We start from the raw sequence: 21,328 nt of genomic DNA, 5'->3' as shown, positions 1-21,328 counted from the left end.
TAAAAAGTTAATGGAGGGAATTAGAATGATAAAAGGTTTAAGTACAGCGGGGCTAGGTCAAGTAAAAGATATAGAGCAACTGATTCAATTGGCCTCAGAAAACGGCTTTGGAGCCATAGATACATCAGGTAATGAGTTAAATAATTGGGTTAAAACGAAGGGATTAGAAGAAGCGAAATCTTTCTTACATAAACATGGGGTCATCATAGGCTCTATTGGGTTATCTGTAGAATGGAGAGGAACTGATGAACAATTTAAGGAGGGATTGTCGACCTTATTACAAGATGCTCAAATTGCAGCAGCATTTGACTGTAAAAGTTGTTGTACATATGTTTTGCCTGCAACAGATCAAAAACCAGCACATTATATGGTTCAGGCAACAAAGAGATTACGATTATGTGCCCAAATATTAAAAGAATACGGTGTCAAGTTGGGCTTGGAATTTGTTGGCCCTCATCACCTAAGAAAAGCTTGGACATATCCTTTTATTTGGACCATGCAGGAAACAGTAGAGTGGATTGATGTGATTGGTGAGCCGAATGTTGGTTTATTACTAGATAGTTATCATTGGTATACAACAAATGGAACAGTAGAAGATTTATTGGCACTAGATCCGGCGCAAATTACTCATGTTCATATTAATGATGCTAAGGATATCCCTGTAGTTGAAGTCTTAGATAATGATCGACTATACCCAGGCGAGGGTGTCATTGATTTAAATGCCTTTTTGAAAGCCTTGTCTACTATCGGTTATAAAGGGGTTGTCGCTCAGGAAATCCTATCACCTGAACAGCCACAAGAAACTGCTGAAGTATTAGCTGAAAAATCGGGTAAAGCCTTTGAGGGAGTATTCAGTGGAATTGAAAATTAGTGAGCAAAATTAATATAGAAAAGATACATGGTCATCATGTCATGTATCTTTTTTTATATTGTTAGTACATGCATAGGGGGAGAACTAGTGAAAAGACAGTATAATCGAAAAAGTGTATTTATAACATTATTATTATCATTTATCTTAATTTTATTAATTCCTATTATATTTGAAACCCTACTGTATAAGAAAATGGAAGCGATTTTAAAAGACAATACAGACCAATCCAATATAACATTGCTTAAACAGGCGAGTGATGTAATTGATCACGAATTGCAGCAAGTTACAACACTTTCTTCTCAAATCTCCTTTCATCCTAAACTTAGTTACATTCTGCGGCAACACTCGGAAAAAGATGAATTTGATATCAATGATTATTATTCTTTTATGAAAGATATGCAACAGTACTCTCTGTCTAATACATTCATTTATGATTATTATCTTTACATACCTGAAAGAGATATTTTGCTTAGCCCCACGTTTAAAACCGATTCATCTACTTTTTTTAATGATATATACAATGATAAGGAATTGGATTATGTAAATTGGAAGAATAGTATAACCCAAGTGAAAAGTTCACCCAAATACTTTCCAGTTAGTACACTATTGGAGGGCGTCACAGCCTCACCAATAAAAACAATTAGTTATGTCCAACCCTTACCGCCAGGAGAAACAAAAAATCCCAAAGCATATCTAACCATTTTAATTAATGAACAGAAGATTCAAAACATCTTACGAACTCTTGAATGGGAAAAGCAGGGAAGTATATTTATTTTAGATAAGCAAAATAATGTAATTACAACAACAGCTAAAGATAGTGCAAAATTAAAGCAATTGAACTTAGATCTTAATAAAAGTGAAGGGATATTGGAGCAACGGGTTAAAAATAAGGATATTATCGTTTCTTATATTGTTACTGATGACTCAGGGTGGAAGTATGTGTCAATTATTCCAAAAAGCTTTGTTATGAAAGAAGTAAATACTGTGAAAAATTTAGCTGTTTTTCTATTGTTCACCTGTTTGATTGGTGGATTTATAGCTTGCTATCTATTAGCTCGTTATCATTATATTCCAGTAAGAAATTTAGTAGAATCAATAATTAAAAATGTTAATGGAAAAGATAAACTCGAAGAAAATGAATATCAGCTTATTCAAGAAAGTCTTCACTTTTCATGGAATACAGAAAGAAAATTAAGGGGTTCTTTAGAAGCGCAAATACCTAAGGTTCGAGAGAATTTCTTTATTCGATTATTGAATGGGTTTATAGATACTTCGACAGTTAACCAAGAATCACTAAACTTTATGGGAATTTCTTTTTTTAGTGATGAGTTTCTAGTCATACTTATTGATATTGAGAAAAACGATGCTGACGCTAAAGAAATTTCAGAAAAAGATTGGGCGATAACACGGTTTATGATTAGTAATATCGCTAATGAGTTAATAAATGAAAATCATCATGGATTTGTTGTAGAACTGGGGCAAAGGAGACTTGCGAGTATAGTAAATATTGCGAAGAAGGAGCAGATTAATGCCTTATCTTCAGTAACTCAGCAGTTAAAGGTCATTTTAAAAGACCAATTTGGAATCGCTATTTCAGTTGGAATAGGAAATACTTACAAAGGTTTAACTCAAGTTGTAAATTCTTATCGTGAATCTGTACAGGCACTAAATTATCGTATGATTAAAGGGAATAATCGCGTAATCTTTTTTAATGAGACGAGTGAAAATGCTCATGATTATTATTATCCTGCAGAAATTGAAATGCAATTAATGAACTGTATTAAAATAGCTGATTATGAGCAAGCGGAAACAATTCTTGATAATGTTTTTGTGGAAAATTTCCATTCTCGACGTATCTCTTTATCATTAGGAAAATGTTTGTTTTTTAATATGATGAGTACACATGTGAAAATTCTGAACAGCCTAAAGATAAAACACCAAAATGTGTTTAGTGAAGAACAAGATCCAGTTCAACAAGTACTTGATTGTGAGACGATGGAAGAAATTCACCAAAAAATTAAAATGATATATAAAAAACTCTGTGAAGAAATGAGAGGGAATAGATCAGATCAAAGTGAGGGGTTGCTACTTATGATCCTAGACTATATCCATAACCACTATAATGATCCAATGATTAGTTTGACAACGATTGCGGAAGAAATGAATATTACACCTCAATATCTATCAACCTTTTTTAAAAAACAACAAGGTGAAAATATAACTGAATTTATTGCCAAGATTCGTATAAAGGTCGCAAAGAAGTATCTTGACGAGACGACATTAACCATTGCCCAAATAGCCAATCGTATTGGCTATGCAAATGATGTGGGTTTAATTAGGATTTTTAAAAAGCAAGAGGGCATTACACCTGGAAAATATCGTGCCAGTCAAAAGAAGAATAAATTAGATACTTCTTCTTAAAAAGCTGGCGAAATGACTAGCTAATCACTTTTTATTTCTAAAACACTTAAAAATCCCATGCTCATTATGAATATATGATAGTGAATATTAAATATTGATAGTTTCGTTTCTTAAATTTGGATAGTTTATCTTATATTTTAATGATTAACACGCTTAGAGGGATATGTAAGTATGAGAATAAGCTAGGCGAAGGGAGGAAAAAGGTGCTTTATTTTGAACAAAGTATATTAAGGGAGGTCAATATTAGATGGATAAGTTTAAATGGAAAAGACAGGTTATATTAGGTCTTATTGCTTTACTTCTAATTGTAACCGCTTTATCAGGTTGTAGTAATTCTTCTGAGAGCGAAAAAACTTCCGGTGGTAAAGCAGAGGATGGCTCACTCTCTTTATCTTATTGGGTATCAAATAATCGCCCAGACACGTTAAAAAATTATAACGAAATGGCCGCTTATAAAAAGCTAGAAGAAGCTACTGGTGTAAAAGTAAAATTTGATCATCCAGCCTCAGGAGAAGAAGATCAACAATTTAATTTAATGATGACATCAGGTAAGCTACCTGATGTCATAGAAAGAATTTGGACATCTGTTCCCGGAGGGCCTGAGAAGTATATAAAAGATAAGAAAATTGTTCGTTTAAATGAATATATTGATGAATATGCTCCAAACTTTAAGAAGATATTAGAAGAACATCCAGAATGGAAAAAAATGATTTCTACTGATGAAGGCAGTATTTATTCTTTTCCGTTTCTACGTCAAGATGAATTGAATTTAACTTTTTATGGTCCAGTGATTCGAAAAGATTGGCTAGAACAACTAGATTTAGAAATTCCTGAGACAATTGATGAATGGCACACTGTATTAAAAGCCTTTAAAGAACAGGATCCAAATGGAAATGGCGAAAATGATGAAATACCATTACTAATTGATAAAGATGCCATCACATCTAATGCTTTTGTTGGAGCATGGGGGATTACAAATGGATTTTATCATATAGATAGTGTGGTTAAATATGGACCCATTCAACCGGAATATAAAGAATTTTTGTCTTTGATGAACAAATGGTATGAGGAAGGTTTGATTGATAAGGAATATGTTGCAACAGATGATAAATTGAAAGACGCAAAAGTAACGAATGATCAACTTGGTGCTCTTATGGGGTATTCTGGAAGCAGTATTTTACGGTATATGCAACTGAAGAAGGACGATCCTGATTTTGCCTTAACTGGTGCTCCATATCCGGTGCTTAAAAAAGGGGAAATACCACCTTTCAATCTAGCAGAAGTGAATTATAACGGTGTTGGTGCTGCGATTACGGCTGATAATGAAAATATAGAGGAAACAGTAAAATGGTTGGATTATAAGTATGGTGAGGAAGGTTTCAGGCTTTTTAACTTTGGTATTGAGGGAGAAAGCTATGAAATGATAGATGGTTATCCAACCTACAAGGAAGTGATAACAGATAATCCGGATGGCAAGTCCATGTCAGAAGGACTGGCTATGTATGTACCTGCTGGTTGGAGCGGACCTTTTATCCAAGCGAAGGAATATGCAGAGCAATATAATAATTTGCCTGAGCAACTAGAAGCTTTAGAAAATTGGAAAAAGGGTTCAAATGAGCGAGCAATGCCACTTGTTACACCAACTCAAGATGAAAGCTCTGAATATGCTTCGATTATGAATGATATTAATACTTTTAAGTCTGAAATGATCAATAAATTTATTATGGGAGAAGAACCCCTTTCGAAGTTTGACGATTTTGTTAAAACAATTGAATCTATGGGAATTGACCGGGCAACTGAAATTCAACAAAATGCGTTAAAACGTTATAATGACCGATAATTAATATGGTAAGCGCTTTGATGGTGAGTAAAGCGCTTACCTTCCTATTCAGGTGGATGATCTAGTGATAAAGGAAATGGAGGGACTGCCCCACGATGGAGACTGTTACGAAAAATCGCGAAATAAAAACGAAAACTGAGTTAATGCTCAAAAAAGAGAGTTATTGGCGCCGTCTCGGCAAAGACTTAAAAAGAAATAAATATATTTATATTATGGCTTTACCGGTGGTCATCTATTACATCATATTTCATTATGGACCAATGTACGGAGTCCAAATTGCTTTCAAAGATTTTAGTTTGACAGAAGGCATATGGGGGAGTCAGTGGATTGGTTTTAAGCACTTTCTTGATTTTTTTAAAGGTTTTTACTTTTGGCGCTTAATTAGGAATACTTTTCTTATTAATATTTATGAGTTATTACTGGCCTTCCCTGCTCCCATTATATTGGCTCTATTATTAAATGAATTAAGGAAAATGTGGTTTAAAAGGATTGTCCAAACAATTAGTTATTTACCACATTTTATATCTGTCGTAGTTGTTGTAGGAATGTTGGTTGATTTTACTACTCAAGATGGTTTAATTAATCAATTTCTTATCCTATTTGGCATAGAGCCCATTTCGTTTCTACAAAAGCCTGAGTGGTTCCGAACGCTTTATATTGGTTCAGGAATTTGGCAGAGTATTGGTTGGGGGTCGATTATTTATTTAGCCGCAATGTCTAATATTAACTCAGAACTTTATGAAGCAGCAAAAATTGATGGCGCAAATCGGTTTAAGCAAGCTTTACATGTAACCATCCCAGGTATTGCGCCTATCATTATCATTCTGCTTATACTTCAAATCGGTTCAATGATGAGTGTTGGCTTTGAAAAGATCATTTTAATGTATAATCCATTAACATATGATACTGCTGATGTTATTTCAACTTATGTCTATCGTAAAGGTATTTTAGAGGCTAATTTTAGTTTTAGTGCCGCAGTCGGGTTGTTCAATGCGGTAATAAATTTAACACTTTTAGTTTTGGCGAATCGAATTAGTGCAAAAGTAAGTGAAACAAGTCTTTGGTAAGGATAAGGAGTTGATTATATGAAAATAAAAGCTAGTTTAGGAGAGAAGGTCTTTGATTTTCTCAATGTTTTGTTTATGGTTAGCCTCATAATTGCCACTCTTTATCCTTTTTTATATGTTTTATTTTCTTCATTAAGTGATCCAGGGTTGTTGGCAAAAAATCGAGGGATATTACTTCTACCACTTGGCTTTACAGTCAAAGCTTATGAATTGGTTTTTCAAAATCCAATGATCATAGTTGGTTATTTAAACACCATTTTTTATGTGATTGTTGGGACAATAATTAATATTTTCTTAACAAGCATTGGGGCATACGCTTTATCAAGGAAAAATGCTATGTTAACCAAACCAATCATGATGTTTATCACTTTTACAATGTTTTTTAGTGGGGGATTAATTCCTACTTATCTATTAATTGGGCAGCTGGGAATGATTGATACACGATGGGCCCTCATTATTCCCAATGCTGTTAGTGTATGGAATTTGATTATCATGAGGACCTCTTTTAAAGGCATACCGGATAGTTTAGAGGAATCTGCACGTATTGATGGAGCGAATGATTGGACAATTCTTTTTAGAATTATACTTCCACTTTCGTTGCCTGTTATTGCCGTTATGGTTTTATTCTATGGTGTCGGACATTGGAATGCCTATTTTGATGCGATGATCTATTTACGAAATAATGATTTATGGCCGCTTCAATTAGTACTCCGTGAAATATTAATTGAAAATAGCACAGATAACTTTATTACAGGAGTCGGAGGAGGAGATCGTTATCCAATTGGAGAAACAGTTAAGTACGCTACAATTATAGTAGCAACAATACCTATACTCTTCCTTTATCCATTTTTACAGAAATATTTTGTTAAAGGTGTAATGATCGGGTCTATTAAAGAATAAATAGGAGGTATTCAATGAAACTTGCATTTACAACTCTCGGTTGTCCAGAATGGAATCTGGATACGATTATTTCAAAGGCAGTGGAATTTGACTATGATGGGGTGGATTTTCGTGGCTACTTAGGGGAAATGGAAATCTACAAACTACCTGAATTTTCCAGTGATATTGAAACAACGAAGAGAAAATTTAATGAAGCAGACCTTGAGATCCCTTGTTTTTCTAGTTCTATACGTTTGTTTACAACTTCGAATAAAGAATTGGAAAGTTTTAAGGAGGAATTAAGACAGTATGGTCGGTTATGCCAAGAATTTAACACCCCATTTATTCGTGTTTTTGGAGGGGGGATTGGAGAGATATCACGAGCGGAAGCTATTGACTTCGTAAAAAATAATTTAGCAGAGTTACTTCCAATTGCAGAGCAATATGGGGTGACGTTAATATTAGAGACTCATGACTCGTGGACTAAGTGCGAATATGTAGAAAATATTTTACGCCTTACAGATTCCAAGCATGTACAAGTATTATGGGATATTCATCACCCATATCGGACGGAAGGAGAGCAACCGGAAAAGACGTGGGAGTTGCTCGGTGATCGTATTAAGTATACTCATTGGAAGGATTCTTATCCTGATGAGACGGCACCAAGGGGCTATCAACTTTGCTTAATGGGGGAAGGGGATATCCCATTGAAACGAATCCTTCATTTACTTAAGCAAAATGGCTATGAGGGCTATTACACATTGGAGTGGGAAAAAGTATGGTGTCCAGAGATTGAAGAACCCGAGGTGGCTATCCCTCAATATATTCAATTTATGAAACAACTTAAAGAAGAGTAGGAGAATACAAGCAGAGCCATCTTTAAGGCTCTGCCTGTTTGCGCATCATCAAGCTGATGAGAAATGTAAAACCCCTTTTAAAGGCATGTATTTATGCCTCTGATTGTCCGAGATCACGGTATTGTTTTGGTGACAAATTTGTCTCGTTTTTAAATGTTCGATAAAAAGTCGATAATGTTTCATATCCGACTTCAAAGCAGATCGTAATAATTTCTTTATCGGTTTCTCTTAATAATTTCTTGGCTCTTTCAATTCGTATTTCCATCAGATATTGCATAGGTGTTTTTTGATAGGATTCTTTAAAAATCGTATTTACATAGCGAACAGAAATACCTAGCTTATCAGCTATATCGTTAGCAGTAAGTGGTTCGTAGTAATGGGTATCAATATAACTTTTGATTGTCTCTGTACGCAGGCTATTTTTATCTAAAATTCTTGTTCTTTCTGCTAGTCTTATAAGAGTTAATAAGATATGTAATAAATGAATTTTCAATGCCCAACTAGATAAAGGATCATCAGTTGTTTGTTCATAAAGCATTTTCCTTAGTTGTTGCCTCAACTCACTACTAGCGATGAGATCAGGAGTGAAAAATCTAGAAGATTTGAAAAACTGATTATTGAGCTTATGATCTCCAAAATCTTTTAATGAATGAATATCGAAAGCTAATACAAGTAAGGTAAGACTTGTTTGTGAGAAAATAGAATGTGATGTGTAGGGAGCAAGAAAAGTTCCTTGGTCTTTTGCTATTTTATGTTTTTGATCGTCAATAAGAATGATTCCATCTCCCTCTATGGCATAAAGGATTTGATGGATATCATGGTGATGTATTTTTACTAGATCACCTGCTTTATGTCTACTTTCATAAAGATATGCGCCCCAATGAGGTAAGGGGATTTTCTTTAATGTCATACTCTTCTCTCCTTGGATAGCTAAAAAGTAACATCATTTTAGACGATGTTGATAATGTTCAGTAAAAATCACGATATAGCAGAAGAGCAGCGAATTATTACTAAAAACACTCTATTTCAAAAGGTAAAGTAATCTAGCATTCTTTACGGATTAGTCTTGTGAACTTTGGCCGAACGGGAATTACAAATATCGGCTATTGGCGAATTTTGAATTGTTCTTATTAAAAGCGCTGTCATTCTACTGTTAAGTTTACCATATATTAGCGTGAAAACAGTTCCGAAATTAAGAATCTTTTTCCTAATTTCATAAGAAGTGAGAGTTGAAAACGTTTAAACTATATGTAAATAAAGCATAGAGGATGGGATTAAGATGAAGCATAATATTGGAATCATTATGAATGGTGTAACGGGAAGAATGGGCACGAATCAACATTTAATTCGTTCTATTATCGCAATACGCGAGCAAGGAGGAGTGCAACTAGCGAATGGTGACGTAATTATGCCGGATCCGATTTTAGTTGGTCGTAACGAAGAAAAGTTAAAAACACTTGCAGACAAGTATAATATCGAGCGATGGAGTACAGATTTGGAGGCCTGTCTTGCTAATCCAAATGATATTATTTATTTCGACGCTCAAACAACAGTTCGGAGAGCCGAAGCTATTAAACAAGCAATTGCAGCAGGAAAACATATTTATTGTGAGAAGCCAACAGCGACAAGTCTAGAAGGATCACTGGAACTGGCAAAGCTTGCAAAAGAAGCGGGAGTTAAAAACGGGGTTGTTCAAGATAAACTCTTTTTACCAGGATTATTGAAGTTGAAGAGATTAATTGATTCTGGGTTTTTTGGAAAAATTTTATCCGTACGTATGGAATTCGGTTACTGGGTGTTTGAAGGAGACTGGCAAGATGCTCAACGCCCATCTTGGAATTATCGTAAAGAAGATGGTGGAGGTATGGTTGTCGATATGTTTGCGCACTGGCGATATGTTCTTGATAACTTGTTTGGCAATGTCACAGCAGTATCTGCGTATGCGACGACTCATATTCCTAAAAGAATTGATGAAGGGGGAAAAGAATACGAATGTACGGCAGATGATGCGGCCTATGCGACCTTTGAACTTGAGGGAGGAATTGTCGCACAAGTGAATTCGTCTTGGGCAGTTAGAGTGAATCGAGATGATTTATTAACAATCCAAGTGGATGGAACAGAAGGAAGTGCAGTTGCTGGATTGCGAGATTGTAAGTCACAACATCGTGTCAATACGCCAAAACCAGTTTGGAACCCAGATATCGAAAATCCATTTAACTTCTTAGAGCAATGGGAGGAAGTACCCGCTAATCAAGAGTTCGAAAATGCCTTTAAAATCCAATGGGAGCAATTTTTAAAGCATGTTGTTGTAGATGAAGAGTTTCCATGGGATTTGTTAGAGGGAGCAAAAGGAACCCAATTATCTGATCTAGGATTAAAATCTTCAGAGGAAAGACGCTGGATTGATGTTCCAGAATTATCAATTTAAGGAGGATATAAATGGCTTCAATACAATTACCTACAGCTGATGGCACTTTATATACGTATAAACCTTCCAAGGGGTCGACATTTGTGATTCCTGATAGGCCATTTCAAAGTAGAATAGCCTTTTCAGCAGCACATGTGGTTAGTGATCCATTTGCTAATACTGACCCATTGAATAATGCTCAAATCGATTGGGAAGGAACACTTGCCTATCGCCATCATTTATGGTCCCTTGGCTTAGGGGTTGCAGAGGCGATGGATACAGCACAGAGAGGTATGGGATTAAACTGGGAAATGGCGAAGGAACTTATTTTAAGATCAGTTGCCGAAGCAAAATCAGTAAATGGAAGAATTGCCTGTGGAGCTGGAACGGATCATTTATTACCCGGGAAAGAAGTGACAATCGAGAATTGCATCCAAGCTTATGAAGAACAGTGTGAGTTTGTTGAATCAGCTGGTGGCCAAATTATTTTAATGGCAAGTCGAGCTCTAGCAGCTTGTGCCAAAGGTCCGGAAGATTATGAAAGGGTTTATAACCATATATTACAGAAGGTTTCAAAACCTGTTATATTACACTGGCTCGGCGATATGTTTGATCCTGCTTTAACTGGTTACTGGGGACATACGGATTTGGATCAGGCAATGGATGTATGCTTACGAGTTATTCAAGCAAATGCGGACAAAGTAGATGGGATTAAAATATCTCTATTAGATGAAGAGAAGGAAATCTTAATGAGACGTAAGCTTCCAGAAGGGGTAAAAATGTACACTGGGGATGATTTTAATTACGCGCGTCTTATTCAGGGAGATGAATTGGGGCATAGTCATGCTTTATTAGGTATATTTGATGCGATTGCTCCTGCTGCCTCTGCTGCCTTGCATACATTAGATGAAGGGGATTTACAAACCTATCATAAGCTTTTAGAAAAGACTGTCCCTTTATCAAGGCATATTTTCCAAGCACCAACCTATGCATATAAGACAGGAATTGTATTTATGGCTTATTTAAATGGACATCAATCGCACTTTAGAATGATAGGTGGGGCAGAAGGGTCAAGATCATTGATTCATTTATCCGAACTGTTTGTATTGGCAGATCAGGCCGGTTTACTTACAGATCCAGATTTAGCAGTCAAAAGAATGAAACTTGTTACGGAATTATCCGGGATTGTTTAGGAGGTAGAGTATGAGTTCATTACAAAATATTGATCGACTAAGTTTAAATCAAATTACAACAGATCCTTGGAGTTTAAAAGGAGCTGTTGAAGGAAGTGTTCGCGCGGAAGTTCCTTGGATTGCTATATGGCGTCATAAAATTGAGGAAATTGGTTTGAAAGAGAGTAAGAAAATCATCCAAGATGCGGGGATAAAAGTTTCAAGTATTTGCCGTGGCGGAATGTTTCCTGCAGCAACAAAGCTTGAGCGTGACCAAAGAATTGAAGATAATCGTAGAGCGATTGATGAAGCTGCCGAGTTAGGAGCAGAAACTCTTGTTTTAGTATGTGGTCCTGCACCTGATAAAGACCTTGTCGCTGCACGTGAAATGGTTGCAGAGGGAATTGACAAAATTGTACCTTATGCGAAAGAGCGAGGAGTCAAGCTCGGAATCGAGCCTCTCCATCCAATGTATGCGGCAGAGAGATCTGTCATTGTATCTTTGGCGCATGCGAATGATTTGGCAGAAAAATATTCACCTAATGAAGTCGGAGTAATTGTTGATGTTTTCCATGTATGGTGGGACCCAGATCTTTACCGTCAAATTTCTCGGGCAGAAGGTCGAATTTTAGGCTATCATGTTTCAGATTGGCTTGTTCCGACACCAGATTTATTAATGGGGCGAGGAATGATGGGAGATGGTGTCATTGATCTACGACCAATTCGCTTAGCAGTTGAAAAAGCTGGCTATGCTGGTCCGATAGAGGTGGAAATCTTTAATCAAAAAATTTGGGATATGCCAGGGGACGATGTTCTAGCCTTGATGAAGGAACGTTATTTACAATATGTATAATGTTTGGGAGTGAGGGGAAATCCTCTCTCCCTGTTTCTATTTCCATTGAAAGCAGGGGATAAAATGTTACAAGGTTTATTTATACTAGATGATGTTGAACTTATTTACGGAAGTACATATGAGGAGATCAAGAAATATGTTCATATTTCTGGTCCACCGCAAACTAGAAAAACAATTCGTGAAAATTTATCTCTACTTGAACATGTGGATATTATTTTTTCCGGGTGGGGTGGCCCGTTATTAGATGAGGAATTTTTGAATGCTGCACCAAATCTAAAAGCTATTTTTTATGGAGCAGGATCCATTAAATATATGATAACAGACGAATTTTGGAAACGTGATATTAAAATGACAAGTGCCTATGCCGCGAATGGTGTTCCGGTTGTCGAATACGCTTTATCACAGATTTTATTCTCCTTAAAGCGCGGCTGGCATTATGTTTTACAAACAAAAAAGGAGAAAAACTTAATCACGAAGACAGATGTACCAGGGGCCTATGGATCGACAGTTGGTATTGTATCGTTAGGGATGATCGGGAAAAGCTTGTGTGAAAAGCTGCAAGCATTTGATGTGAAATTGATTGCTTATGACCCATATGTTTCAGATGAGGATGCAAGAAAGCTTAATGTTGAATTATGTAGTTTACAGGAGGTTTTCCAACGCTCTGATGTTGTGTCCATGCATACTCCATGGTTGAAAGAAACGGAAGGCCTTATTACTGGTGAACATTTTACTTCAATGAAAGAAAATGCAACCTTTATTAATACTTCGCGTGGAGCGATTGTACGAGAAGATGAGATGATAGATGTATTGAAAAGGCGTCCTGATCTTTATGCAATATTAGATGTCACTTATCCAGAACCCCCTGTAGCAGACTCTCCACTTTATGAGTTAGAGAATGTTATTTTAACTCCTCATATTGGTGGCTCAATGGCAAATGAATGTCAGCGAATGGGTGCTTATATGTTGGCGGAATTAAAACGATTCCTTGATGGGAAGGAATTAAAATGGCTGGTAACAGAAGAAAGATCTAAAATTATGGCGTAATAAGGAGAGAAAAAATAAATGGGTCAGTCAATTACAGATCGAAATTATTGGATAGATAAAATGCTTCAAATAGCTGAGCCTGTCCTTCATTCATTAGCAAATCAACAATTAAAAGAAAAGATGCCCATTGAAGGAAAACTGTCTGATCGACATGAATATACTTATTTAGAAGCATTTGCTAGATTGATATGTGGAATGGCACCATGGTTGGAAACTGGGCCAGAGACTGGTGAGGAAGGGAGACTGCGGAAACAATATATCAAGCTTGTGCAAAAGGGAATGGATGCAGCAACTGATCCTCAATCTCCAGATTATATGAATTTTTCAAAGGGACACCAACCAATTGTTGATGCAGCATTTCTTGCTCACGCAATCATTCGAGCTCCACATCAATTATTTCATACGCTTCCAGAAAAGGTTCGGAAAAATATCATTACAGCGCTAAAACAAACTCGTTCCCGTAAACCATTTTTTAGTAATTGGCTGTTATTTTCGGCCATGATAGAAGTGACTTTCTATAAGCTTGGTGAAGAATGGGATCCTATGCGCGTTGATTATGCATTAAAACAACATGAGCAATGGTATTTAGGAGATGGCATATATGGTGATGGTCCTGAGTATCATGCCGATTATTATAATAGTTATGTCATCCAACCCATGTTGGTCGACATCATTAATACGATTGGACATCAAGCAGAAGATTGGCAACAAATGAAGGCGAAAATTATGCAACGTGCCGAAAGGTTTGCCGGCATTTTAGAAAGGAGTATCTCTCCTGAAGGGACTTTTCCAGTTATCGGCAGGTCGATTGCATACCGTTTTGGTGCCTTTCACCATCTAGCCCAGATGGCATTGCAGCAAAGTCTTCCTCATGATCTTTCACCTACGCAAGTAAGATGCGCTCTCACGGCAGTTATCCGTAGAGTCATGGAAATGGGCGGTACATTTGATAGGGAAGGATGGTTACAGATTGGTCTTTGCGGCCATCAGCCAGAGTTGGGAGAAGGATATATTTCAACAGGTAGTCTTTATTTGTGTTCTACTGTCTTCCTGCCACTTGGTTTACAAGCAACTGACCCATTTTGGAACGGCCAAGCAGATTGGACAGCGAAAAAAGTATGGGATGGACAAGCCATCCCGATCGATCAGGCCTACTAAGAGGATAGCAATCACGATCTTCCTTATCATATAAAAATAGTTTCTAACAGTCATTTCCTATTCTTTAAAAAGGCGGCAAGATAATAGCGATTTGCTTCTTTGGAACTGGTGATGAGAGATAATTGAGACTGGGACAGAATTAAAATGTTCAGCATCAAAGGAGAACGGTGCACAACCATAGCACGGGTAATATATGAAGATTCCTGCGGGAAGTCGGCTAGTGACGGGCACGTCCTGTGACCAATGCCCACACTAGAACATCGCGTTCGTCGAAAGGTATCGGTGAGATCCGCAGTGCAAATGAGGATCAAAGGCTAAGTGGCGCAACCGCCTTCGTAACCTACATCCTGTAGGCCTGAAGAATCACCTGCCGCCTGCGAAAGCGAAGTATATTTCCGGAGCGGGTTATATGCACTTAGTAGTTCGGTTTTTCTTTAATGAAAAAAACCTTTGTCCCAGCCTCAATTTAAGAAAGCAATTTATCAAACTTGATTCTCTTATTCAGCTCAATTATAAGTGGTGCCCCGATAAGCATTACAACAAATTCACTAATTGCCAATGTAATCCAAGTAAACCAAAATGGAAAACCAAGAGCTAAAGTTAATTCAATCGCAATGATAAACATAGTAAAGCTAAAAATAAATGTATTAAAAATCATTCTTTTCCAAATGCCTTTAATAAATTTACCTGAAAAGATTGTAATCGACAGGGCAATAATAGATTGACCCACACCGAAAATAAGATCATATAGTCCCAGTTCTGAGAAAAATAAATTGGCTAAAAATACACCGATACCAACGCCAAAGATGTATTTCTTATTAAATATTACTAGATGGTTAAATATTTCAGATAAACGAAACTGGATGTTTGTAAATCCAAATGGATGGATTAAAGCAGTCACTGCAATATAAAGTGCACCAACAATACTGTTGATCACCAATGTTTTAGTTTTCATAATTCATTCTCCCCTTAGTTTTTTATCGTGGGATGGTTTCGAACCACGTCCTCTTGACTCATATAATTCTAGAGTCTTAAGTGTCCATTATACACAATTTGAGGTATAAAATTAAATTCCATATTTTAGAATAATAGAAGCAATTTACAAATCCTTAATGTTTCTATTTTCCCCAGTCAACCTTTTTTCTGTCATTAAAAATGCCGTAATTAGCCCATATTTTTACTTAAAGTCTTCCTGCTTAAAAACCGTGATTTCTGCAAAACTATTCATTTATACCTCATCAGACTTATCAGTCTATTGGTTAAACACTCCTGATATTTCGATCTATGCTAGCCCACATTAAAAAATATCTTGATATTTCTTGAAAAAAAAGAGACAATGCAATATAGTGAAACATCATTTTATCTCTCATTAACTGGTATATGGCCCCTTCAAAAATTTGCGAAAATCCTGAAATTGTCAGTGGGGATAAAAGAACTGCCACTCATTGAAGTTTCATTTTATTACTACTTTAATTGCTAAATGTTTATGGATCGGAAAAAGGATGGAAGGAGTTGCTTACCTATTATGATTAATAATGAACTCCTGCGGCGAGATGAAGAAGTTATTGCAGAGCTAGAAAAAGATCTTCGCTATATTTCTGCGATTATTAAACAAAAAGGCCGCGTGATATTGACAGATTACTCTATTACACCACCTCAATTTATTGCATTACAATGGCTGGTGGAGCAAGGAGATATGACCATCGGTGAGCTTTCAAATAAAATGTATCTAGCCTGTAGCACAACTACGGATTTAATTGATAGAATGGAAAAAAAGGAACTTGTGATGAGAGTTAGAGATCCTAAGGATCGACGAGTTGTAAGAATTCATTTATTAGAAAAGGGAGAAAACATCATTGCAGAAGTGATCAAAAGAAGACAAAACTATTTGCAAGAAGTTTTAACTGATTTTTCTGATCAAGACGTCGTGAATTTAAAGGGATACTTAGCCCGATTACATCGAGATATGAAGTGAAAAAAAGAAATGAAATTAGTTGCTCATGGATGAAGTAATATTATTGAATTAAGATTAAGCTCATTTCATAATAGCAACGAAACTAGATAGACAAGAGGCGGGAAAGTTGGAACATGCAATAGGTGTCATTGATTCAGGAGTAGGCGGATTAACCGTAGCTAAAGAAATTATGCGGCAAATGCCTAACGAAATTATTTATTATGTAGGGGATACAGCTCGTTGCCCCTATGGACCGAGACCAGAAGAGGAAGTTAGACGATTTACTTTGCAAATGGCTGGATTTTTAGTGGAACGGCAAATTAAAATGCTTGTTATTGCTTGTAATACGGCTACTGCTGTTGTATTAAAGGAGCTGCGTGAAACTTTAGATATTCCAGTTGTAGGAGTTATTGCTCCTGGTGCAAGAGCGGCATTAAAGGTAACAGAAAATCGAAAAATTGGAATTTTAGGCACGATAGGGACGATCAAAAGCCAAGCATACGTTCATGAATTAAAAATGATTAATCAGCAAATAGAAGTTGAACAATTAGCTTGTCCTAAATTTGTTCCGCTTGTTGAAAGTTTTGAATATCAAAGTGCAGTCGCAAAAAAAGTTGTTGCCGAGACACTGATTCCAATAAAAGGAAAAGGTCTCGATACAATTGTGCTTGGGTGTACTCATTATCCTTTGCTTGGACCATTAATTCAACAAGAAATGGGGCCTAAAGTAAAAGTGATTAGTTCCGGTGAAGAGACTGCTCAAGAGGTAAGCACGATTCTTGATTTTAATGGTTGGTTAAACCCATCTTTAGCCGTTCCAAAACATCGCTTTTTTACAACTGGGTCACAATCTATTTTTAGACGAATTGCTTCAGACTGGTTGCAAATAGATGATTTACATATTGAATTTGTAAATCTTAGAAATCATGAGTATCTATTAGGAAACTAAACTAGAGCTTCCAAAAACGGTCAATCAACTGACTTTTTTGGAAGCTTCTTCTTTTTTCTAATACTTCCGTTTTTGTAATAGGAAGGATGTTGGGCAAAAAAGTATAATGCCAGAAATGCGAGCTTTTAGCTATTTTTCATTCAGGCAGGCGCTACCATTTATCACCTCATGCGCCTAGAGGGTTTACACTCTTCCAATGATAAAAGGATGCTGAAACATTGCTTCATTATGTTTTCTTATCAGCTCGAAAGTCTTTAAATTTGTACGTCACTGAACAGTCGCTTCCGCTTTTTTTTTGTCCAGCTCCAGCGCCTAGCGACTAGCAAATTTACGCCTTCTTCCTGCGATAAGTCAACATTGGCTCCTTTGTCGCCGTGTTTCCTTTATCTCGTCAGAAGTCTTTAAATTTGTACGTCACTGAACAGTCGCTTCCGCTTTTCTTATAAAAAGTTTTGACAAGCCGGTCTATTCCTGAAAGATAGCTCGTATACATGAAGTACAAACTGTCTTAGGAGGGGTACGAATGTCAAAAAAGGCAAAAATGGCCTTTACGTTGGCTGGTATTTTAACAGCAAGCATGGTCTTAACCGGTTGTGGTCTTTTCGGAAAAGATAAAGAGAGTGTGGATCCACCAGGAGAAGTGACCCAAATGCAGGAGGGAGAAGAACTAGAAACAACATCTGAATCAACAAAAGAAACTGCTGATACGCAAATGTGGGACCTTTATTTAGTCGACAAAAATGGTTATGTGGTGGCACAATCGATCCAACTTCCAAAAACGGAAAGTGTAGCCAAACAAGTTCTATCGTATCTTGTTACAGATGGCCCCATTTCGGAAGTCCTTCCCAATGGGTTTAGAACGGTAATTCCAGCAGGAACAGAAGTGGATGTAGATATTAAGGATGGCGTCGCCGTAGTAGACTTTTCTGAAGAGTTTTCTGAATATAATGAAGCTGATGAACAGAATATTCTTCAATCTGTTACATGGACTTTAACTCAATTTGATAGTGTTGATTCTGTGGAACTAAGAGTAAACGGATACGCACTTAAAGAAATGCCAGTTGGAGGAACACCAATTAGTGAAGATGGACTAACTCGAGCAGATGGAATTAATACTGATGCTTCTAATGTTGCAGATATTACAAATACTCGCCCTGTGACAGTTTATTATTTATCTCAAGCTGAAGGAGATCCTTATTATGTCCCTGTTACGAAACGAATCTCCAATACTGAAGAAGATGATGTTGCGGCTGTCATTAACCAATTAGTAGATGGACCAGGTCTGCAAACGGCACTCTCTACAGCTTTATTCAATGGGGTTAAATTGGTGGATGAACCTACAGTAGAAGACGGGAATGTAGTACTTGATTTCAACGAATCCATTCTTGAAAGTAGCGATAGTAATATGATTTCTGATGCTGCTCTTAGCTCAATCGTTCTTTCCTTAACAGAACAAGAAGATATTAAGAGTGTTTCTATTAAGGTAAATGGGAATAATGAAATTGTGAAGGAAGATGGGGAGGCTCTAACAGCTCCAGTCAACCGCCCAGAAAAAGTGAACGTTGGTAGTTTTTAAAAAGGAAAATTTGCTATACTATATAATAGAGGATGTTCAAAAAGGAAGGATCAAAGGCTAAATTCCCGACATCCTATCGCAATGCCTTTGAGGCCTGCGTTCTGCAGGCCTCCGATAAACATGGCACTTCGAGATGGAGGATCTTTTCCTAGATATGAAGTCACCCCACACGCGCAAGTTCGCTGGCTTGCTTTTCCGCTGCTCAGAGCTGCACCGCTCCGAACTTTCGACGTGCAGGGTGTACTAACTAGTGTTGGGATTGCTGGTGGGACTACACTGCTATTAACTTAGTCCTTTTTTCCTCCTTTTGAACACATACATTAGTCAAGGGGCTGATAAGATGCAGCCTCTTGTATCTTTTTAGCTGAAGCAGGTTATGAAGGAGGAATTATCTTTTGCGCTCTCAAAATAGAGGATCATTGGACTTAAGAAATGTACATATTGAGAATCAGTATTTAAAACACCCTGAAGGGTCAGTACTAATAACGGTAGGAAATACAAAGGTTATTTGTGCTGCAAGTATAGAAGATCGTGTCCCCCCATTTCTTAGGGGAACAGGAAAAGGCTGGATTACAGCAGAATATGCGATGTTACCACGAGCAACTGAAACTAGAAATATTCGTGAATCTTCTAAAGGAAAGGTATCAGGGAGAACAATGGAAATCCAACGTTTGATTGGTCGTTCCCTGCGCGCTGTTGTTGACTTAGAAGCCATTGGAGAAAAAACGATTTGGGTTGATTGTGATGTGATTCAGGCTGATGGAGGAACTAGAACGGCTTCCATTACAGGAGCTTTTGTAGCCGTAGCTATGGCCCTTCATAAAATATCTCTTGAAAAAAAATGGACAACATTCCCGTTACAAGACTTTCTTGCTGCCACTAGTGTTGGAATAAGCCAGTCTGGCGAAGTTATTCTAGATTTGGACTATCAAGAAGACAGCCAAGCAAAAGTAGACATGAATGTAGTTATGATTGGAAATGGCGAGTTTGTTGAATTACAAGGTACAGGCGAAGAAGCAACCTTTTCAACTAGTCAACTGCAAGAAATGCTCGATGCAGCAACTCAAGGGATTAAGCAATTAATAGAAATCCAGCGAACAGCTCTTGGTGAGGTTGCGACTTTGATTGACCAAGTGGTGAAAAAACAATCATGACGAATAAAGTAATGATTGCCACTAAAAACAAGGGAAAAGCGTCTGAATTTGCAACGCTTTTTTCCCAATTCGGATTAGAAGTATCAACATTATTAGATATAGAAAATCATCCTGATATCGAAGAGACAGGTAATACGTTTGAGGAAAATGCAAGGATTAAAGCAGAAACCCTATCTTTAGAATTAAATGAAATGGTTCTAGCTGACGATTCTGGATTGATTGTGGATGAACTAGACGGCGCTCCTGGTATTTATTCGGCTCGATATGCGGGGGTAGAAAAAAATGATGAGGCAAATATTGATAAGTTACTTTATGAAATGAGAGATGTGCCGGAGAATAAAAGAACAGCGCGGTTCTACTGTGCCCTTGCCTTAGCAATTCCGGGAGAAGAAACAATATTTGTCTCTGGAAAATGTGAAGGAAAGATTTTAACTGAAAGGCATGGTGTGAATGGTTTTGGCTATGATCCCATATTTTTCGCATCGGAAGTCGGCAAATCTATGGCTGAATTAACGAATAAAGAAAAAAATAAAATTAGCCATAGGTCAGAAGCTTTAAAAAATTTAGAACCTATATTAAGGGATCTCTTTATACAAAAGTAAAATGCTCTATATGAAAGAAACCTCGAGAAGTCAATCCATTTTCGAGGTTTCTTTTATTTCGAATCTATGACTCGACTTTTGAACAGGAATAGTCCCCACCATACTAGTAAGAATAAAAGTCCAACAATTATAAAAATAGACCAAACAGCGCCGTCTTGGAAATGACTAACTAAGTGCTCGAATTCGTTCATACCTTCTGCTCTGCTAATACTATTTATCAGACTAACTATTGGAATCGTTACAGTGAATCCGATCCTAAAATGGACAAACTCTTATGTTGCTTTGTTACAACGTTAAAAGCGGCGAATCCTAATGTTGTCAATAAAAATAAGTAGTAAATAGCCCAAAACCAAATAGGAAGAGATTCCCAATACATTTTTTCTCTCCTTCCCTCACGTTTGAAAATTCCATCTTCTAATGCTTTAAAAATAATTAGCAGAAATATATATGATAGAAAACAAGATTCGTTTAGAAGACAATCTACATAATTATTGATGGTTTCTCCTTCTGTTCAATTTTTG

Annotated in this window: 18 protein-coding genes, 1 pseudogene and 1 riboswitch; of the genes and pseudogenes, 16 read left to right on the top strand and 3 right to left on the bottom strand. The window is 36.8% G+C overall.

Annotation, left to right across the window (positions count from 1 at the left end; translation table 11 throughout):
* Positions 1 to 25 precede the first annotated feature (25 nt).
* The 6 genes from J2Z23_RS09375 to J2Z23_RS09350 all read left to right on the top strand — a co-directional run bounded on the left by J2Z23_RS09375 (position 26) and on the right by J2Z23_RS09350 (position 7,935).
* A complete protein-coding gene (locus tag J2Z23_RS09375) occupies positions 26 to 871 on the top strand; it encodes a sugar phosphate isomerase/epimerase family protein (protein WP_057985042.1) in 846 nt (281 codons plus the stop codon).
* 87 nt (positions 872 to 958) lie between these two features.
* Complete coding sequence (locus J2Z23_RS22715) at positions 959 to 3,292, top strand: helix-turn-helix domain-containing protein (protein WP_057985040.1); 2,334 nt, start codon at positions 959 to 961, stop codon at positions 3,290 to 3,292.
* A gap of 247 nt (positions 3,293 to 3,539) precedes the next feature.
* On the top strand, positions 3,540 to 5,132 hold the full coding sequence (locus J2Z23_RS09365) for an extracellular solute-binding protein (RefSeq protein ID WP_057985039.1): 1,593 nt from the start codon (positions 3,540 to 3,542) through the stop codon (positions 5,130 to 5,132).
* Positions 5,133 to 5,275: 143 nt separating this feature from the next.
* Positions 5,276 to 6,199 carry an ABC transporter permease gene (locus J2Z23_RS09360; protein ID WP_238456084.1) on the top strand — a complete coding sequence of 308 codons (924 nt, stop codon included), beginning with the start codon at positions 5,276 to 5,278 and terminating at the stop codon, positions 6,197 to 6,199.
* An 18-nt stretch (positions 6,200 to 6,217) separates the two neighbouring features.
* The gene (locus tag J2Z23_RS09355) at positions 6,218 to 7,099 is read left to right on the top strand and encodes a carbohydrate ABC transporter permease (protein ID WP_057985035.1); all 882 of its coding nucleotides are present in this window, start codon (positions 6,218 to 6,220) and stop codon (positions 7,097 to 7,099) included.
* A 14-nt stretch (positions 7,100 to 7,113) separates the two neighbouring features.
* Complete coding sequence (locus J2Z23_RS09350; protein WP_057985032.1) at positions 7,114 to 7,935, top strand: sugar phosphate isomerase/epimerase family protein; 822 nt, start codon at positions 7,114 to 7,116, stop codon at positions 7,933 to 7,935.
* A 91-nt stretch (positions 7,936 to 8,026) separates the two neighbouring features.
* On the opposite strand, the gene J2Z23_RS09345 is transcribed toward J2Z23_RS09350, so the two are convergent.
* Entirely contained in the window at positions 8,027 to 8,845 is an 819-nt protein-coding gene (locus J2Z23_RS09345) for an AraC family transcriptional regulator (protein WP_057985030.1), read from the bottom strand.
* 369 nt (positions 8,846 to 9,214) lie between these two features.
* Between J2Z23_RS09345 and J2Z23_RS09340 the strand changes: the two genes are divergently transcribed.
* The 5 genes from J2Z23_RS09340 (at position 9,215) to J2Z23_RS09320 (ending at position 14,572) form a co-directional block, all read left to right on the top strand.
* On the top strand, positions 9,215 to 10,363 hold the full coding sequence (locus tag J2Z23_RS09340) for a Gfo/Idh/MocA family protein (RefSeq protein ID WP_057985028.1): 1,149 nt from the start codon (positions 9,215 to 9,217) through the stop codon (positions 10,361 to 10,363).
* A gap of 11 nt (positions 10,364 to 10,374) precedes the next feature.
* Complete coding sequence (locus J2Z23_RS09335) at positions 10,375 to 11,535, top strand: dihydrodipicolinate synthase family protein (protein ID WP_082881227.1); 1,161 nt, start codon at positions 10,375 to 10,377, stop codon at positions 11,533 to 11,535.
* A 10-nt stretch (positions 11,536 to 11,545) separates the two neighbouring features.
* On the top strand, positions 11,546 to 12,367 hold the full coding sequence (locus J2Z23_RS09330; protein WP_057985026.1) for a sugar phosphate isomerase/epimerase family protein: 822 nt from the start codon (positions 11,546 to 11,548) through the stop codon (positions 12,365 to 12,367).
* 63 nt (positions 12,368 to 12,430) lie between these two features.
* Positions 12,431 to 13,414, top strand: coding sequence for a hydroxyacid dehydrogenase (locus tag J2Z23_RS09325; protein ID WP_057985024.1), 984 nt, complete (start codon positions 12,431 to 12,433; stop codon positions 13,412 to 13,414).
* An 18-nt stretch (positions 13,415 to 13,432) separates the two neighbouring features.
* The gene (locus tag J2Z23_RS09320) at positions 13,433 to 14,572 is read left to right on the top strand and encodes a DUF2264 domain-containing protein (protein ID WP_057985022.1); all 1,140 of its coding nucleotides are present in this window, start codon (positions 13,433 to 13,435) and stop codon (positions 14,570 to 14,572) included.
* A gap of 466 nt (positions 14,573 to 15,038) precedes the next feature.
* Here J2Z23_RS09320 and J2Z23_RS09315 read toward each other — a convergent pair whose 3' ends face one another.
* Entirely contained in the window at positions 15,039 to 15,527 is a 489-nt protein-coding gene (locus J2Z23_RS09315; RefSeq protein WP_209973725.1) for a QueT transporter family protein, read from the bottom strand.
* An 8-nt stretch (positions 15,528 to 15,535) separates the two neighbouring features.
* Positions 15,536 to 15,580: riboswitch (PreQ1 riboswitch) on the bottom strand.
* 517 nt (positions 15,581 to 16,097) lie between these two features.
* Here J2Z23_RS09315 and J2Z23_RS09310 point away from each other — a divergent pair.
* From J2Z23_RS09310 to J2Z23_RS09290, 5 genes are all read left to right on the top strand, one after another.
* Positions 16,098 to 16,547: a MarR family winged helix-turn-helix transcriptional regulator gene (locus J2Z23_RS09310; protein WP_057985018.1), complete on the top strand. Its 450-nt coding sequence runs from the start codon at positions 16,098 to 16,100 to the stop codon at positions 16,545 to 16,547.
* 106 nt (positions 16,548 to 16,653) lie between these two features.
* Entirely contained in the window at positions 16,654 to 17,475 is an 822-nt protein-coding gene (gene racE, locus J2Z23_RS09305; RefSeq protein ID WP_057985017.1) for a glutamate racemase, read from the top strand.
* Between the two features lie 523 nt (positions 17,476 to 17,998).
* Positions 17,999 to 19,051, top strand: coding sequence for a GerMN domain-containing protein (locus tag J2Z23_RS09300; protein ID WP_057985015.1), 1,053 nt, complete (start codon positions 17,999 to 18,001; stop codon positions 19,049 to 19,051).
* A gap of 395 nt (positions 19,052 to 19,446) precedes the next feature.
* Positions 19,447 to 20,205: a ribonuclease PH gene (rph, locus tag J2Z23_RS09295; protein ID WP_057985011.1), complete on the top strand. Its 759-nt coding sequence runs from the start codon at positions 19,447 to 19,449 to the stop codon at positions 20,203 to 20,205.
* On the top strand, positions 20,202 to 20,807 hold the full coding sequence (locus J2Z23_RS09290; protein ID WP_057985009.1) for an XTP/dITP diphosphatase: 606 nt from the start codon (positions 20,202 to 20,204) through the stop codon (positions 20,805 to 20,807). The genes rph and J2Z23_RS09290 overlap by 4 nt, the downstream gene beginning before the upstream one ends.
* A 53-nt stretch (positions 20,808 to 20,860) precedes the next feature.
* Here J2Z23_RS09290 and J2Z23_RS22275 read toward each other — a convergent pair.
* Positions 20,861 to 21,183, bottom strand: a pseudogene (locus tag J2Z23_RS22275) (hypothetical protein).
* Between the last annotated feature and the right edge of the window lie 145 nt (positions 21,184 to 21,328).

The sequence above is a fragment of the Lederbergia galactosidilytica genome (assembly GCF_017873565.1).
Lineage (GTDB): Bacteria > Bacillota > Bacilli > Bacillales > Bacillaceae_C > Lederbergia > Lederbergia galactosidilytica.
Note: the sequence above shows the minus strand (reverse complement) of the source record. Positions and strands in the feature narration are given on the sequence as shown.

What these genes read in the sequence shown, in the direction of transcription:
- J2Z23_RS09340 (WP_057985028.1), top strand. Translation starts at nt 9,215, where the DNA reads ATGAAGCATAATATTGGAATCATTATGAATGGTGTAACGGGAAGAATG.
- J2Z23_RS09335 (WP_082881227.1), top strand. Translation starts at nt 10,375, where the DNA reads ATGGCTTCAATACAATTACCTACAGCTGATGGCACTTTATATACGTAT.
- J2Z23_RS09345 (WP_057985030.1), bottom strand. Translation starts at nt 8,845, where the DNA reads ATGACATTAAAGAAAATCCCCTTACCTCATTGGGGCGCATATCTTTAT.
- J2Z23_RS09350 (WP_057985032.1), top strand. Translation starts at nt 7,114, where the DNA reads ATGAAACTTGCATTTACAACTCTCGGTTGTCCAGAATGGAATCTGGAT.
- J2Z23_RS09300 (WP_057985015.1), top strand. Translation starts at nt 17,999, where the DNA reads ATGTCAAAAAAGGCAAAAATGGCCTTTACGTTGGCTGGTATTTTAACA.
- J2Z23_RS09355 (WP_057985035.1), top strand. Translation starts at nt 6,218, where the DNA reads ATGAAAATAAAAGCTAGTTTAGGAGAGAAGGTCTTTGATTTTCTCAAT.
- J2Z23_RS09325 (WP_057985024.1), top strand. Translation starts at nt 12,431, where the DNA reads ATGTTACAAGGTTTATTTATACTAGATGATGTTGAACTTATTTACGGA.
- J2Z23_RS09365 (WP_057985039.1), top strand. Translation starts at nt 3,540, where the DNA reads ATGGATAAGTTTAAATGGAAAAGACAGGTTATATTAGGTCTTATTGCT.
- J2Z23_RS09320 (WP_057985022.1), top strand. Translation starts at nt 13,433, where the DNA reads ATGGGTCAGTCAATTACAGATCGAAATTATTGGATAGATAAAATGCTT.
- J2Z23_RS09375 (WP_057985042.1), top strand. Translation starts at nt 26, where the DNA reads ATGATAAAAGGTTTAAGTACAGCGGGGCTAGGTCAAGTAAAAGATATA.
- J2Z23_RS09310 (WP_057985018.1), top strand. Translation starts at nt 16,098, where the DNA reads ATGATTAATAATGAACTCCTGCGGCGAGATGAAGAAGTTATTGCAGAG.
- J2Z23_RS09360 (WP_238456084.1), top strand. Translation starts at nt 5,276, where the DNA reads ATGCTCAAAAAAGAGAGTTATTGGCGCCGTCTCGGCAAAGACTTAAAA.
- J2Z23_RS09330 (WP_057985026.1), top strand. Translation starts at nt 11,546, where the DNA reads ATGAGTTCATTACAAAATATTGATCGACTAAGTTTAAATCAAATTACA.
- J2Z23_RS09315 (WP_209973725.1), bottom strand. Translation starts at nt 15,527, where the DNA reads ATGAAAACTAAAACATTGGTGATCAACAGTATTGTTGGTGCACTTTAT.
- J2Z23_RS09290 (WP_057985009.1), top strand. Translation starts at nt 20,202, where the DNA reads ATGACGAATAAAGTAATGATTGCCACTAAAAACAAGGGAAAAGCGTCT.